The sequence below is a fragment of the Pseudonocardia alaniniphila genome (assembly GCF_022524485.1).
GTDB classification, from domain to species: domain Bacteria; phylum Actinomycetota; class Actinomycetes; order Mycobacteriales; family Pseudonocardiaceae; genus Pseudonocardia; species Pseudonocardia alaniniphila.
This window is the reverse complement of sequence record NZ_JAKXMK010000003.1, coordinates 339,877-354,663: the sequence shown is the minus strand read 5'-3', so window position 1 is coordinate 354,663 and position 14,787 is coordinate 339,877. Positions and strand designations below refer to the sequence as shown.

Below are 14,787 nucleotides of genomic sequence, written 5' to 3'. Positions count from 1 at the left end.
GTTGAGCGGCATTGTTCCTTTTGTCCGTGCTGAGAATTGTGGATTGCCGTCGTAACCCTGACTTGCCGTGTTCTCTCTGCGCCGGGCGCGGCCCTTCGCTCGATATGCGGAACTCGTGCGCATCCGTCCCTCGCGTCCCCGGTAACCTCGCTTGCCGTGACTCCTGCCGAGATCGTCGGGTTGCTGGCCGAGCCCGACCGCCTGCGTGTCGTCGCCGCACTCGTGCTGGGCGCACGCACGCCCGCCGACGTCGGAGCCACCACCGGCCTCGCCCCGCGTGAGGTCGGGCGGGCGCTGCAGAAGCTGCAGGCGGCTGGGCTCGTCGACGACAAGCTCGAGGTGCGGGCAGAGCTGTTCAAGGAGGCCGCGCGGTCCGCGGCGCCCGTCGTGCCCGTCGAGGACCTCGGCTACGCCGATCCCGGTGTCGAGCAGGTCGTCGCCCGGTTCGTGCGCGACGGTCGGCTGCTCTCGTTCCCCGCGCAGGGCGCCAAGCGCCGGATGGTGCTGGAGCATGTGGCGCAGAGTTTCGAGCCCGGCGTCCGCTACCCGGAGCGGGAGGTCGACGCCGTGCTGCGAGCGTGGACCGACGGCGGTGCCGCCGACCATGCCACGCTGCGCCGCTATCTCGTGGACCACCAGCTGCTGGCCCGGGACGCCGGCGAGTACTGGCGCTCGGGCGGTTGGATCGACGTGCTCGACGAGAGCGACTGAGGAACGTCAGCTCGGATCGGAGCCGCGCATCGCGGCAAGCCACAGGCCCAGCGATGCCGCCAGCGCGGTAACCGCCACCCACGTCAGCAGCCCACCGCGGTCGACGTAGGTCCACAGCAGGCCGATGAACGGAGCCGGGACGACCAGCGGGAGGTCGGCCCGCAGCTGCCGGGCCATCCGGGCCAGCGCCGCGGCGCGTACGGCGACGGTGGCATCCGGCCTCGACGGGTTGTCGGTGCGGTGCCCACGCGGTTCGTCCGCCCGCACCGCTCCTGACGGGACGAGTGGGTGGTCCCCGTCGGGGCCGACGACGGTGGCGGCAACCAAGCGCTCGCGCAGCGGATCGCCGTGCAGCCGGACGACCGTGGGGGAGGGGAGTCCGACGAGCACGGGGTCGAAGTGCACAGGTATCCACCGCTGCGGACGGGTGTCGGTCTCGAGATAGCTGCGGGTGGCAAGACCGGCCTGCCAGCGCACGCGGCGCACGGGAACCGAGCGTCCCGGCTGTGCGAAGGCACGCCTGCGCGTGACCACCTGCCAGGCGAGCACGGCCAGCACGAGCCCGGCGACCACCACGGTGAAGGAGATCGTCGTGAGCGCCCGATCGGCGTCCACGAGGACCTGGGCGCCCGGGATCAGGGGCTCGACGGGATGGGCGGGGTCGAACGCGACCTCGGTGTGGGCGCCGGGTGCCGGTGGGGTGCCGCTCACCTCGACGAGGTCGACGCGCTCGGCCAGCCCGGGTGGGGTCCAGCGGAGCTGCACCGCGGAGTCGTGCACGGCGTCGACCACGCCCTCGGCCCGGCCGGTCGCCGCCCCGATGAACGCCGACGTCGCGGCGAACGTGGTCGCCGCGACGCCGGCCAGCACCCCGCACACGGCGAGGACGATTCCGGTGGTGAGCAGCGCGTGCCTCAACGGGCGGAGCGCACGACGACGCCCCCCGCCCGCTGCGGTGCTGCCGGTCACCTGGTCAGAGCTTCTTTCCGGTCAGTGGCTCTTCTGGTCAGGGCCTCACTGGGTGAAGCCGATCGCGGTGTAGTCCTCGTCCGCGAAGCCGAACGCGCCGAAGTTGGCGACGTTGCTCTGCACGGCGATCGCATCCGGGCGCTGGTAGAGCAGGAGCGAGTGGCCGGCGTTCCAGATCTCCTGGTCGAGCTGGTCGACGATGTCGCGCTGCTTCGCCGGGTCGAGCTCCTGGTTGGCCTGGTCGAGCAGCTGGTTGATCGTGTCGTTGCCGATCCGCCCGTAGTTCTGCCCGAGCTCGTTGGCAACCCGATAGATCCCTGACGAGGAGCTGACGGGCGTCTGGGTGCTCAGCCAGGCGAAGTGGGTGATGTCGAAGTTGCCGGTGTACACGTACTGCTCGAAGAAGTTGTCCAGCGGAACGGGATCGATGGTGACCTGCACACCGATCTGGCCGAGCTGCTGCTGGACGATCCGGGCCTCGGCCTCGCTCACCGGGGTGCCGGTGGGGATGACGTCGCGGATCGTCAGCTGCTTGCCGTCCTTCACGCGGACGTCGCCCTGCAGCGTCCAGCCCGCGGCGTCGAGCTCCTGCCGCGCGGCGTCGGGGTTGAAGGCGACGACACCGGAGTTGTCCTGGTACCCGGCCAGCCCCTCGACGTAGAGGTGGTTGCCGAGCGGACGGGCGTCCGGGACGATCGGGCCGATCTGTGACTGTGTGATGATCTGCCGGTCGATCCCCTTCATGATCGCCTTGCGCACCGCCGGGTCCTCGAGGATCGAGCCGGGTGCCCCGTTGAACGTGATGTGCCGGTAGTTCGGCCCGTTCGACTTGCGGATCACGGCGCCGGGCACCTGCTGCGCGCGCTGGAAGAACGGGACGCTCGGGCCGATCTCCAGGAAGCTGAGCGACCCGTTGGCGAACGCCTCGGGCTGGGCGTTGTAGTCCAGGCCGACATAGATGATGCGGTCGAGCACGGGGGTGCGGCCCCACCACTTCGGGTTGCGCACGAGAGTGAGCCGCTGCGCGGTCCGGTCGATGCTGTCGAACATGAAGGGTCCGGCGCCCTGGTCCACGATGGGCTGGTTGAGCCAGCCTTCGTTGAATACCTGCGGGTCGGCGTTCGTCTCACGCGGGTAGAGCGGCACGAAGGTCGAACGCCAGTCGGCGAAGTTGTGGGCGTAGGTGACCACGACCTCCTGCGGCGTGGCGCCCTGCGCGACACCCGCGATGTCGGTGTATCCGGTGGTGCCGGCGACGAGGAAAGCGGGGTTGGTGGCGTTGCGGGCCTTCCACTGGGCCTCGAAGTCGGTCCAGTCGGCGGCACGGCCGTTGTTCCACGCGAACTTCGGGTTGAGGCGGTAGGTCACCACCTGCGGGTTCGTGCCGGTGACCTCGGCCGACTCGAGGTAGTCCGGGTCGGGGTTCAGCACACCCTGCGCGTCGCCCTTGAAGATGATGGGCATCACCGCGTTCATGATGTCGGCGTTGTCGGCCTCGGTGCCGTCGACCTGGTTGCGGTTGAACTGCGGCGGGAGGCTCGCGAGCGACCAGAGGAAGTCGCCGCCCTGGCGCAGCTGGGCAGGATCGACCGGGTTGATGTCGTTGCCCGCCTTTGCCGCGCCGCCCGTGGCGTCGCCGACGGCGGCACCGCTGCCACCCCCACCCCCACCGCATGCGGTGAGAACGAGCGCGGTGATCGCGGCGAGCGCGACCAGCCCCGCTCCTCGTCGTGCCGATCTCATCGTTCCTCCTGGTGTGCCGCGCCCCGCCGGGCGATCCGGTGACGGGTGGAGATCATTCCGTCACTCGGGGTGTGACGGGGGTCTTCTCGGGCGAGTGCTAGAGCAGGGTCTTGATCCGAGCCCAGTGGCACGCCACCTCGTGGTCGCGTGCCGTCTCACCGGCAGCGCCTTCCGCCGGTGCTGCCGCGTGGAGTGGCGGCGTCTCGCCGATGCACCGCGACTGCCGGTCGGCGTCCAGGGTGAGGAACAGGGGACAGCGGGTCCGGAAGCGGCAACCCGACGGTGGGTCCGCCGGGCTGGGCAGGTCGCCCTTGAGCAGCACCCGCTCGCGGTGTCGCTCGATCTGCGGGTCGGGCACGGGAATGGCCGACATCAGCGCTTGCGTGTACGGGTGCTGCGGGGCGGCGAACACCTCGTCCACCTCGCCGATCTCGACGATCTTGCCCAGGTACATCACGGCGACGCGGTCGGCGACGTGGCGCACCACCGACAGATCGTGCGCCACGAACAGGTATGCCAGTCCGAGACGTGCCTTCAGCTCGTCCAGGAGGTTGAGTACGCCGGCCTGGATCGACACGTCGAGCGCCGAGACGGGCTCGTCGAGCACCAGCACCTTCGGCTCCAGCGCGAGCGCGCGGGCGATGCAGATGCGCTGCCGTTGCCCGCCGGAGAACTCCGCCGGATACCGGTTGATCTGCTCGGCCCGCAGCCCGACGAGCTTCATCAGCTCCGGCACGCGTTCGGCGATGCGCTCCTTCGAGTACCCCTGCACCTCCATCGGCTCGGCGATGAGGTCGCGCACCGGGAGGCGGGGGTCGAGGGAGGCCATGGGGTCCTGGAAGACGATCTGCAGGTCGCGCCGAATGCGGCTGCGGTCGGCCTTGGACAGGTGCGCGACGTCGGAGCCCAGCACCTCCACCGATCCGGCCATCGGGGGTTCGAGCCCCATGATCTCCAGGATCGTTGTGGACTTGCCGCACCCGGACTCGCCGACCAGGCCGAGAGTCTCGCCGGCGCGCACGTCGAACGTCACCCCGTCGACGGCGCGCACGGTGCCCACGGTGCGCCGGAAGATCCCGCCGGTACGGACCGGATAGTGCTTGACCAGCTCATGTACGCCCAGCACCACGTCGCGGTCGGCCCGTGGCACGGCGTCGGCCACCGAGCTGTCCACCACGTGGGCGTCGAACACCTCGGCGGCGAGCTCGCCGCCCTCGGCGTCCGCCTCGGCGAGCTCGGCCGTGCGGATGCAGGCGGCGCGGTGGTCCCCGGTCGCTCCGGGCGCGACGAGCAGTTCCGGCTCGGCCTGGTCGCATGCGTCGACGTGCAGGGGGCAGCGGGGGCCGAAGGGGCAGCCCGGCGGCAGCACCACGAGCGACGGCGGCTGGCCCTCGATGGGTACCAGCGGCTGGCCCCGCCCGACGTCGAGACGGGGGATGGAGCCCAGTAGCCCGAGCGTGTACGGCATGCGGGGCGCCGCGAAGATCTCGTCGACGGTGCCGGTCTCCACGGCCTTGCCCGCGTACATGACCACCACGCGGTCGGCCGTGCCCGCGACCACGCCCAGGTCGTGCGTGATCAACACGATCCCTGCGCCGGTCACCTCCTGTGCTGTCTTGAGCACTTCCAGCACCTGGGCCTGCACCGTGACGTCCAGGGCGGTGGTCGGCTCGTCGGCGATGATCAGGTCGGGGTCGTTGGCGATCGCCATCGCGATCACGGCACGCTGGCGCATCCCCCCGGAGAACTCGTGTGGGAACGACTTCATCCGCTCGGAGGCGTTCGGGATGCCGACGAGGTCGAGCAGCTCCACGGAGCGCTTCGCCGCGGCCTTCGCCGTCATCGAGCGGCCGCCGTGCACCAGCAAGGCCTCGGCGATCTGGTCGCCCACCGTGTAGACGGGGGTCAGGGCCGAGAGCGGGTCCTGGAACACCATGGCGATCTTCCGGCCGCGGATGCGCGACAGCTCGGTGTCGGACAGGCCGAGCAGCTCCTGGCCGCGCAGCCGGATCGAGCCGCTGATCTTCGCCGACGGCGGCAGGAGCCCCATCACGGCCAGCGACGACACGGACTTGCCCGACCCGGACTCGCCGACGATGCCGAGCACCTCGCCGGGCGACACGCGGTAGCTGATTCCGCGGACCGCGCTGACCCGGCCGTCCTCGCTCGGGAAGGAGACCTCGAGGTCGGTCACCTCGAGCAGGGGGTCCCGCTCGGCTGGAGAGCGCCTTCCGTCGGGGTCGGCCAGCACGTCGGTCGTGTCGAACGCGGTCATCAGACGGTCGCCTTCTTCGTCTTCGCGCGCCTGCGGCGGCCCCCGCGTGACTGCGGGTCGAGGGCGTCGCGCAGGCCGTCACCGATGAAGTTGACGGCCAGCACGGAGACAACGAGCAGGCCGCCGGAGAACATGAACAGCCAGGGTGTCGTCAGCGAGGAGGTGCTGCCGTCGCGGATGAGCGTGCCGAGGGAGACATCCGGGGGTTGCACGCCGAACCCGAAGAAGGACAACCCGGTCTCGAGAAGGATCGTCGCTCCGACGGTGATGGTGACGTCGATGATGATCAAGGACGCCATGTTGGGCAGGATGTGCCGCCGGATGATCCTTCCCGATGGCGCGCCCATGAACCGTGCGGCCTTCACGAACTCGCGCTCGCGCAGGGTCATCGTCATCCCGCGCAGGATGCGGGCGGTGATCATCCAGGCGAAGACGGCCAGCAGCAGCACGAAGAGGATCCAGCTGCTGCCGCGCAGGGCGGGCGAGATGACGGCGATGATGAGGAACGACGGCAGTACGAGAAGCAGGTCGACGATCCACATGAGCCCCCGGTCGACCCAGCCGCCGAAGTAGCCGGCAGAGGCCCCCACGAGTGAGGCGATGATGATCGAGATCGCCGCCGTGAGCAGCCCGATCGTCAACGACCGTTGCAGTCCGCGCATCGTCTGCGCGAACACGTCCTCGCCGATCTGCGTGGTGCCGAACCAGTGGCTGGGTGACGGCGGCTGCAGGAAGGCGGTGTAGTCGTACTGGTCGTAGTGCCACGGTGCGAACAGCGGGCTCGACAGCGACACCGCGTACAGCAGTGCCAGGGCCAGCAGCCCACCGAGCGCGAGCCGGTTGCGCAGGAAGCGGCGGATGACGAGCCTGCCGCGGGTGACACCCTCGGGCTCGCCGACCGGTAGGTCGACGGGGGCGCCGCCCGAGGCGGGGACGTGTGTCGCGCCGTCGCTGACGTCGGTGGTGGTCATCGTTTCCCGTTCGTCGTCAGCGCAGCCGGACCCGCGGGTCCAGCAGGGCGTAGAACACATCCGACAGCCATCCGGAGACGAGCACCAGCACGGCGACGAAGAGGGTCACGGTCGCGGTGATGTTGATGTCGTCCTGCTGGATGCCGTAGACGAGCCAGTCGCCCATCCCGAACCAGCCGAAGATCCGCTCGGTGAACACACCGCCCGTGATGAGCAGCCCGACCCCGAACGCGAACAGGGTGGCCATCGGCACCAGCGCGGTGCGCAGCCCGTGCTTGAACAGCGCCCTCCGCCGGGTGAGCCCCTTGGCCTGCGCGGTGCGCAGGAAGTCGCTGCCGAGGACGTCGAGCATCGCACTGCGCTGGTACCGGCTGTAGTACGCGATCTGCCCCAGCGCGATCGTGATCGTGGGGAGGATGAGGTGCTGGATCCGATCCAGCAGCGCCGCCCCGAAACTCCCCTGGAAGCCGGGGGTGGTCTCGCCGGTGAACACGATCAGCTGGGCTCCCGCCGCGGTGTTCACCGACAGCGCCCCGTACTTGAGGAGCAGGCCCAGCAGGAACACGGGAGTGCTGAGGATGACGAACGAGAACAGGGTGGCGAAGTAGTCGCTGAACTTGTACTGCCGGATCGCACCCGCAACGCCGACGATGACGCCGAGCGCGATGCCGACGACCGTGCCGATCAGGAAGAGCCGCAGGCTCACCCCGATACGGCGGGGTAGCTCCTCGCTGACCGACGTGTTCACCGTCGTCCGGCCGAAGTCACCGCGCACCGCTCCACCCAGCCAGACCACGAACCTCGTCGGGATCGGCTCGTCGAGGAGCAGTTCCGCGCGCTTGGCGTCGATCACGGACTGAGGCGGCGGAGGGTTGCGCTCCATCAGCCTGCCGACGGGGTTGAAGGTCAGCGCCGCGAGCGTGAAGGCGAGGAACGTGGCGACGAGGCAGAGCGCGACGTAGTTGAACAGGCGGCGCACGAGGAAGCGAGCCATCGATCTCCTTGCTGACGCCGGATGGGTCTCACCGGTGTGTGTCCGCTCGGCGCGAAAACGGGTGGGCCCGCCGAACTACTGGCGGGTACCTTGGAGGCCACTGTGTGTGTTCGGTGTGAGTTTTCCGGCTCGGACAAGCACACGTAACGTCCAGATGCGTATTCGTGTCCTGATTCGAGACATCCAGGCCGATACCGCTCGGCTCGGCGACCCGGTTCGTTACATGCCCCGTCCGATCGGCGGACCGGACGGGCTCACGACCGTGGTGGGGCGCTGCGCAGGCTCGCGATGGCGGTGAACGACGGCGACAAGGCCTGCCAGAGCTGTGCGTGGGCGGATGCGAGCGCGTCGTAGTGGTGGCGCTGCGGCCCGGGTTGCAGCACCGCGCTGCGGTCGACCGTCTCCATGGCCGATGCCGGCACCGGCTCACCGAGCGCGAGCGCCGCAGCTCGCTGAGCGCCGATCAGGCTCGCGTGGTGCGCGGCCACCGGAAGCACCGGTCTGCCGAGGACGTCCGCGATGATCTGGCGCAACAGGAGGGAGCGGCCGGCGCCACCGGAGAGCGGTATCGGTCGCTCGTCCACTCCGGCCGCGGATGGCATGAGCGCCGCGATCTCACGCAGGGAGTACGCGATTGCTTCCAGGGCAGCCCGGTAGAGCTCGGCGGGTGTCGTGGTGGGACGCAGGCCGATCACGGCGCCACGTGCTGTGGCGTCGCGGACGGGGGAACGCTCGCCCGCGAGCGAGGGAAGCATGAGGAGGTCGGTCGGTCCGGCCGCCGCCGCGAGCTCGTCGGCCCGCGTGTGGTCGCAGCCGGGAAGGTACGTCCGGCGCGCCCAGTCGAGAGTGGCGCCTGCTGAGAGCAGGGAGCCGATCAGGATGGAGCCCTCGCCCCGTGGGCCCACCATGCGGTGCAGTGCGCCGTTCGGCCCGGGAGTCGAGTCGGTGATGGTGGCGAGCCCACCGCTCGTGCCCAGCGAGACGTTCGGCGTGTCCCGCTGGTCACCGACCAGCCCGGCGGTGGCCGCACCGACGTCACCCGCCGCGTGAACCAGCGGTAACCCGCTGGGCAGGCCGAGCTCCGCCGCGGGTCCGGCATCGAGCCGCCCGGTGACGGTGGCCCCGTCGACCAGCCGCGGCAGGCGCCCCTCGTCGACACCGAGAGCCGCGAGGACCGGCGACCACCACGTGCTCGCCCCGATGTCGAGCAGGCCGGTGGTGGAAGCGGTGGTGAGGTCGCAGACGTGCTCGCCCGTGGCACGTCGCACGAGAAGGCCCGGCGAGCCCAGCACGATCTCGCGCGTGCGTTCCAGCGCGCTGGGCTCGTGTTCGGACATCCACCGCAACTGCGCGGCCGAGCTCGACGGATCGGCGACATTTCCGGTGGCCTGGTGCCACGTCGGACCGATCTCGGCAAACAATGTGGACAGTTCTGCGGTGGCACGGTGGTCGGCGTACAACAGCGCCGGTCGAATCGAGCGGCCGCGGCCGTCGAGGAGGACGAGATCCTGCATCTGGCCCGTGATCGCAATGACCTCCGGCGCCGGGCCCTCCGTGACACATTTCCGGACGGCCGCGACGAACGCTTCCCACCACGCGTCGGGCGACTGCTCGGCGTGGCCCGGTGCGGGCCGGTCGATGGCCAGCGCGACCTCGGACGACGCCACCACCTGCGCGTCGTGCAGCACGGCCGCCTTGACCGCGCTCGTGCCTGCGTCCACCACCATGACCCGGGTGTCCATGATCCCCATCCAACACCGTTCGACGGTTCCGCAGGCCCTGCCACGCGTCCGGATATCCGCTCCGAACCGATCTCCACATTCGTCCCGATGGCTCGGAAACGGAAGATGAAAGATGAATGTCACCCTTTGCGTCACACCGTGCGGAGTGACGATCTTGTCACCGACCGTGCTGCTCTCCGACCGATGGAGATGCCAATTTCCGAACGCGGACCATTGTGGAGGGTGCGCCCCGGGCCGCGGGGTGGCACGGTGTGAAGATGCCGCCCGCGAGAGCGACCGCCGTCAACGCCACTGCCGCCGCGCTGCTCGGACTTCTGCACGATGGACCGATGACAGGGGGCCAGCTCGTCGCGGCCGCGGGGCAGCGGTTCGGCTCCTTCTTCTCCGTCACCCGCAGCCAGGTCTACCGGGAGTTGCCGGTGCTCGCGGAGGCGGGACTGCTGAGACTCGGGAAGCAAGGTCCCCGTGCATCGCAGCAGTACGCGATCACCGCGGCCGGGCGGCGGTCGTTCAAGGCCTGGCTCGCCGGGGGCGGCGGTGCCGACCCGCTGCGGAGCCCCCTCGTGCTGCGTCTGCTGTACGCGGGGTCGCTGACGGCGAGGCAGCGTGCCGAGTTGGTGCGCAGCAGCCGCGAGGCCTACTCCGCCCGCCTGGACGCCGCCCGCGCAGTCGCCCGGAGCGAGACCGACCCCTATCGCAAGGCGGTGGCCGACTTCGCGGTCGCCCATACGCGATCCATGCTCAAGCTCCTGGATGCCATCCCGGCGGAATGAGCCGCGACGCGTAACCTGGAGCGTTGTGAACCCCGACGCCGCAGCCGACCTCAAGGACCTCTCCACCACCCTGGAGAGCATCGAGGCGGTCACCGACCTGCCTGCGCTGCGCGCCGAGATCGCCGACCTCTCCGACCAGGCAGGCCAGCCGGACCTCTGGAACGACGCCGAAGCAGCCCAGAAGGTCACGAGCCGGCTCGCGCACGCTCAGGGCGATCTCCGGCGCCTCGAGGAGCTCCGCCGCAGGCTCGAGGACCTGCCGGTGCTCTACGAGCTCGCGGAGGACGAGTCCGACGCGGCCGCCATCGCCGATGCCGACGCCGAGCGCGCCAAGCTGCGCGACGACATCTCCTCGCTCGAGGTGCGCACCCTGCTCTCGGGCGAGTACGACGAGCGCGAGGCCCTCGTGACCATCCGGGCCGAGGCAGGCGGTGTCGACGCGGCCGACTTCGCCGAGATGCTCATGCGCATGTACATGCGCTGGGCGGAGCGCCACGGCTACGGCACCGACGTGTACGACACGTCCTACGCGGAGGAGGCCGGCATCAAGTCGGCCACGTTCCAGGTGCACGCCCCGTTCGCCTACGGCACCCTCTCGGTCGAGCAGGGCACCCACCGGCTCGTCCGGATCTCGCCGTTCGACAACCAGGGCCGCCGCCAGACGTCCTTCGCCGGCGTGGAGGTCACCCCGGTCGTCGAGTCCAGCGACCACGTCGACATCGACGAGAAGGACCTGCGCGTCGACGTCTACCGGTCGTCCGGCCCGGGCGGCCAGGGTGTCAACACCACCGACTCCGCCGTGCGGATCACCCACATCCCCACCGGCATCGTCGTGAGCTGCCAGAACGAGCGCTCGCAGATCCAGAACAAGGCCACGGCGATGATGGTGCTGCAGGCCAAGCTGCTGGAGCGCCAGCGCCAGGAGGAGCGGGCCAGGATGGACGCCCTCAAGGACACCGGCTCGTCGTGGGGCAACCAGATGCGCTCCTACGTGCTGCACCCGTACCAGATGGTCAAGGACCTGCGCACCGACTACGAGGTGGGCAACCCCACGGCTGTGCTCGACGGCGAGATCGACGGCTTCATCGAGGCCGGCATCCGCTGGCGGCGCAGCCACACCGTCGACGCCTGAGCAGGGCCTGCCCGTCCGTCCGGACGAGCGCGACAGGCGTGTAGGCCTGTCGCGCGGAGTGCTGCTGCCGCGGGGCTGATTCGCGCGAACGGGCACGATGTGCCGAGCGGTCGGTCCCCGGCGCCAAGGGGATGGGTCGGGTATCGGCCCCACTCCCACCCGCCGGTAACCTCCGCTCCCGTGATCCGCCTGGAACGTGTCACCAAGCTCTACAAGACCTCGACGCGGCCCGCTCTGGACCGCGTGTCGGTGGCCGTCGACAAGGGTGAGTTCGTCTTCCTCATCGGCCCGTCGGGCTCGGGGAAGTCCACCTTTCTGCGATTGCTGCTGCGCGAGGACGTCCCGACGCGGGGCGACATCTTCGTCTCCGACCTCAACGTCGCAAAGCTGCCACGGCGGCGGGTCCCACGGTTGCGCCAGCGGATCGGCTGCGTGTTCCAGGACTTCCGGCTGCTGCCCAACAAGACGGTCGGGGGCAACGTCGCGTTCGCGCTCGAGGTGATCGGCAAGCCGCCCTCGACGGTCAAGAAGGTCGTGCCCGAGGTGCTGGATCTCGTCGGGCTCTCGGGCAAGGCCGACCGGATGCCGCACGAGCTGTCCGGCGGTGAGCAGCAGCGCGTGGCGATCGCCCGGGCGTTCGTGAACCGGCCGCTGGTGCTGCTGGCCGACGAGCCCACCGGGAACCTCGACCCCGACACGAGCCAGGACATCATGCTGCTGCTGGAGCGGATCAACCGCACGGGCACCACGGTCGTGATGGCCACCCACGACCACTCCATCGTCGACTCGATGCGTCGGCGGGTCGTCGAGCTGGACCTCGGGCAGGTCGTGCGTGACGAGTCGCGCGGCGTCTACGGCGTAGGGCGGTAGAGGTGCGCACCGACTTCGTCTTCCGCGAGGTCATCACCGGCCTGCGGCGCAACGTCACGATGACGATCGCGATGGTGCTGACCACCGCGATCTCTCTCGGCCTCGTGGGCACGGGGCTCCTGGCCGTTCGCACGATCGACCGCACCGAGCAGCTCTACAGCGACCGGGTCGAGGTGCAGGTCGCCCTCACCTCCGACGTCTCGGCCAACGACCAGGACTGCAGTCAGCCGATCTGCTCCGGGCTCAAGTCGACCCTCGAGAACTCACCGCTCGTGGAGTCCGTGCGCTACGAGAGCCAGGAGCAGGCCTACGAGCGCTACAAGCAGCTGTTCGCAGGCCAGTCGCTCGCCGACCTCGTGCGCCCCCAGTCGCTGCCGTCCACGCTGCGTGTGCGGCTGGCCGACCAGGAGGCAGGCGCCGACGCCGTCCGCCAGGCGATGACGGGCCAGGTCGGCGTCCGCAACGTGATCGACCAGCGGGACGTGGTCGCGAAGCTCTTCGACTTCCTCGGCGGCGTCCGCGATGTCACCTTCGCGCTGGCGATCGTGCAGGCCGTCGCGGCGCTGCTGCTCATCTCCAACACCGTGCAGGTGTCGGCGTTCACCCGGCGCACGGAGGTGGGGGTCATGCGGCTCGTCGGCGCAACGCGCTGGTACACCCAGCTGCCGTTCCTCATCGAGGCCGTGGTCACCGGTGTGGTCGGCGCGTTCATCGCGGCGGGCGGGCTGCTGGTGGGGAAGTTCCTCTTCATCGACGAGCTGCTCAGCGGGATCGTCTCCAACGGTGTGGTGCCGCCGATCGAGGTGGCCGACATCGTCTGGGTCTCGCCGATCCTCGTGATGATCGGCGCCGGGATCGCCGCGGTCACCGGCTACGTCACGCTGCGCCTGTACGTCCGGTTGTAAGGGAGCGCGCTGACCAACTCGGCCCTACTGCGCGGCGCCCAGGCGGCACCCTCGCGGCGTTGTCGTCGGGCCCGATACAACAGCGGTATCGGCCCCTCCTCCGCCTTGCGATCGCCCGGGTGTGGGTGTCCCGCAAGGACGCTGCACCTGGATCACCGCTCGCTACGGGCGGAGTTGGTCAGCACCCTCCCCGTCCACGCCGCCATCCCTCGGAATGCGGCAATCGGGTGGCCCGTCCGCGTACTCTGGACAGGTGAAGGAGAAAGGCCGCTCGATGATCGCGCAGAACCGGAAGGCACGGCACGACTACGCGGTCATCGACACGTACGAGGCTGGCGTCGCGCTCCTCGGCACCGAGGTGAAGAGCCTGCGTCTCGGTCGCGCGTCGCTGGTCGACGCATTCGCCACCGTCGATGACGGTGAGGTGTGGCTGCGCGGGCTGCACATCCCCGAGTACTCCCAGGGCAGCTGGACCAACCACGAGCCTCGCCGCACCCGCAAGCTGCTGCTGCACCGCGGCGAGATCGAGCGGTTGATCGGCAAGATCCGCGAGGGCGGTCTCACGCTTGTGCCGCTGTCGCTGTACTTCAAGGACGGCAAGGTGAAGTGCGAGATCGCGCTCGCCCGCGGTAAGAAGGCCTACGACAAGCGCACCGACCTCGCCAAGCGTGACGCCGACCGCGAGATCCAGCGGGCCTACGGCCGCGCGGCCAAGGGACGGGCACGGGAGCTGCGATGACGGAGGCGGTGCCCGCCGCTGATGGTGTTCCGGCTCCGCCCGTGTCCGACGACGACGTACCGCGGTTCCTTGCCGAGCTCGGCCTGCCGGGGATCGTCGACGTGCACGTCCACTTCCTCCCCGAGTCGGTGCTCCGCAAGGTCTGGGCCTACTTCGACCAGGCGAAGGTCCACTACGGGATGGAGTGGCCGGTCCACTACCGCACGCCCGAGGCGGAGCGCGTAGCCACGCTGCAGAAGCTCGGCGTACGCGCGTTCGCGCCGCTGGTGTATCCGCACAAGCCGGGCATGGCCCGCTGGCTCACCGAGTGGGTCACGGAGTTCGCCGCGGCCACCCCCGACGCCGTGCCCACCGCCACGCTCTACCCGGAGCCGGACGTGGCCGACTACCTGGGCGCGGCTGTCGAGGCCGGTGCGCGGGCGGTGAAGGTGCACGTCCAGGTCGGTGCGTTCGACCCGCGCGACCCACTGCTGCGGCCCGCATGGGGGCTGCTCGCCGACGCGGGCGTGCCCGCTGTCGTCCACTGCGGGAATGGCCCGCGCCCCGGCGTGCACACCGGGCTGGACGTGTTCGGCGAGGTACTGGCCGAGCATCCGCGGCTGCCGGTGGTGCTGGCCCATGCCGGCATGCCCGATTTCGTCGACGCCCTGGACCTCGTGCACCGCTACGAACGGGTGCACATCGACACCACGATGGTCGGCACCGCGTTCACCCTGCGGACGGCGCCGCTCCCGTCCGACTGGACGGCACGCCTCTCGGAGGTCACCGACCGGGTCGTCTTCGGCTCCGACTTCCCCAACATCCCGTACGCGTACGTGGAGCAGGTGCAGGCCGTCGCGGGCTGGGCCGCCGAGGACGTTCGGCTCGGGCCCGCCTTCCTGCGATCGGTACTGCACGACACCCCGCGGCGGCTGCTCGCTCTCTGACGATTGCCCGGTTGTTGCTCATCGACACGGGGTAACA

The 14,787-nt window shown here is 70.0% G+C and carries 13 protein-coding genes; 7 read left to right on the top strand and 6 right to left on the bottom strand.

Translation table 11 applies throughout. From position 1 onward, the window contains the following. Window positions 1-156 precede the first annotated feature (156 nt). Complete coding sequence (locus MMF94_RS04420; RefSeq protein WP_241034937.1) at window positions 157-711, top strand: DUF2087 domain-containing protein; 555 nt, start codon at window positions 157-159, stop codon at window positions 709-711. 6 nt (window positions 712-717) lie between these two features. Here MMF94_RS04420 and MMF94_RS04415 read toward each other — a convergent pair whose 3' ends face one another. The 6 genes from MMF94_RS04415 to MMF94_RS04390 all read right to left on the bottom strand — a co-directional run bounded on the left by MMF94_RS04415 (window position 718) and on the right by MMF94_RS04390 (window position 9,405). Next, window positions 718-1,680 (bottom strand): hypothetical protein, encoded by a 963-nt coding sequence (locus MMF94_RS04415; RefSeq protein ID WP_241034936.1) that lies wholly within the window; start codon window positions 1,678-1,680, stop codon window positions 718-720. 45 nt (window positions 1,681-1,725) lie between these two features. After that, window positions 1,726-3,423 (bottom strand): ABC transporter family substrate-binding protein, encoded by a 1,698-nt coding sequence (locus MMF94_RS04410; RefSeq protein WP_241034935.1) that lies wholly within the window; start codon window positions 3,421-3,423, stop codon window positions 1,726-1,728. 97 nt (window positions 3,424-3,520) lie between these two features. Beyond that, a complete protein-coding gene (locus MMF94_RS04405; RefSeq protein WP_241034934.1) occupies window positions 3,521-5,698 on the bottom strand; it encodes an ABC transporter ATP-binding protein in 2,178 nt (725 codons plus the stop codon). Next, complete coding sequence (locus MMF94_RS04400; protein ID WP_241034933.1) at window positions 5,698-6,669, bottom strand: ABC transporter permease; 972 nt, start codon at window positions 6,667-6,669, stop codon at window positions 5,698-5,700. The genes MMF94_RS04405 and MMF94_RS04400 overlap by 1 nt, the downstream gene beginning before the upstream one ends. 16 nt (window positions 6,670-6,685) lie before the next feature. Further along, window positions 6,686-7,663: an ABC transporter permease gene (locus tag MMF94_RS04395; protein WP_241034932.1), complete on the bottom strand. Its 978-nt coding sequence runs from the start codon at window positions 7,661-7,663 to the stop codon at window positions 6,686-6,688. 254 nt (window positions 7,664-7,917) lie between these two features. Further along, window positions 7,918-9,405, bottom strand: a complete 1,488-nt coding sequence (locus MMF94_RS04390; protein WP_241034931.1) for a xylulokinase — start codon at window positions 9,403-9,405, stop codon at window positions 7,918-7,920. Between the two features lie 257 nt (window positions 9,406-9,662). On the opposite strand from MMF94_RS04390, the gene MMF94_RS04385 reads away from it, so the two are divergent. The 6 genes from MMF94_RS04385 (at window position 9,663) to MMF94_RS04360 (ending at window position 14,750) form a co-directional block, all read left to right on the top strand. Continuing rightward, window positions 9,663-10,178: a PadR family transcriptional regulator gene (locus MMF94_RS04385; RefSeq protein ID WP_241034930.1), complete on the top strand. Its 516-nt coding sequence runs from the start codon at window positions 9,663-9,665 to the stop codon at window positions 10,176-10,178. 25 nt (window positions 10,179-10,203) lie between these two features. Further along, window positions 10,204-11,310 (top strand): peptide chain release factor 2, encoded by a 1,107-nt coding sequence (prfB, locus tag MMF94_RS04380; protein WP_241034929.1) that lies wholly within the window; start codon window positions 10,204-10,206, stop codon window positions 11,308-11,310. A gap of 180 nt (window positions 11,311-11,490) precedes the next feature. After that, a complete protein-coding gene (gene ftsE / locus MMF94_RS04375; protein WP_241034928.1) occupies window positions 11,491-12,180 on the top strand; it encodes a cell division ATP-binding protein FtsE in 690 nt (229 codons plus the stop codon). Window positions 12,181-12,182: 2 nt separating this feature from the next. Beyond that, complete coding sequence (gene ftsX, locus MMF94_RS04370; protein ID WP_241034927.1) at window positions 12,183-13,085, top strand: permease-like cell division protein FtsX; 903 nt, start codon at window positions 12,183-12,185, stop codon at window positions 13,083-13,085. Window positions 13,086-13,299: 214 nt separating this feature from the next. Then, window positions 13,300-13,824 carry an SsrA-binding protein SmpB gene (gene smpB, locus MMF94_RS04365; protein WP_343959582.1) on the top strand — a complete coding sequence of 175 codons (525 nt, stop codon included), beginning with the start codon at window positions 13,300-13,302 and terminating at the stop codon, window positions 13,822-13,824. Then, complete coding sequence (locus MMF94_RS04360; RefSeq protein ID WP_241034926.1) at window positions 13,821-14,750, top strand: amidohydrolase family protein; 930 nt, start codon at window positions 13,821-13,823, stop codon at window positions 14,748-14,750. The genes smpB and MMF94_RS04360 overlap by 4 nt, the downstream gene beginning before the upstream one ends. Window positions 14,751-14,787: the final 37 nt, after the last annotated feature.

Excerpts from the sequence above, each read along its gene's own strand:
- MMF94_RS04395 (WP_241034932.1), bottom strand. The coding sequence starts at position 7,663 with ATGGCTCGCTTCCTCGTGCGCCGCCTGTTCAACTACGTCGCGCTCTGC.
- MMF94_RS04405 (WP_241034934.1), bottom strand. The coding sequence starts at position 5,698 with ATGACCGCGTTCGACACGACCGACGTGCTGGCCGACCCCGACGGAAGG.
- MMF94_RS04390 (WP_241034931.1), bottom strand. The coding sequence starts at position 9,405 with ATGGACACCCGGGTCATGGTGGTGGACGCAGGCACGAGCGCGGTCAAG.
- smpB (WP_343959582.1), top strand. The coding sequence starts at position 13,300 with ATGCGGCAATCGGGTGGCCCGTCCGCGTACTCTGGACAGGTGAAGGAG.
- MMF94_RS04360 (WP_241034926.1), top strand. The coding sequence starts at position 13,821 with ATGACGGAGGCGGTGCCCGCCGCTGATGGTGTTCCGGCTCCGCCCGTG.
- MMF94_RS04410 (WP_241034935.1), bottom strand. The coding sequence starts at position 3,423 with ATGAGATCGGCACGACGAGGAGCGGGGCTGGTCGCGCTCGCCGCGATC.
- MMF94_RS04400 (WP_241034933.1), bottom strand. The coding sequence starts at position 6,669 with ATGACCACCACCGACGTCAGCGACGGCGCGACACACGTCCCCGCCTCG.
- MMF94_RS04385 (WP_241034930.1), top strand. The coding sequence starts at position 9,663 with ATGCCGCCCGCGAGAGCGACCGCCGTCAACGCCACTGCCGCCGCGCTG.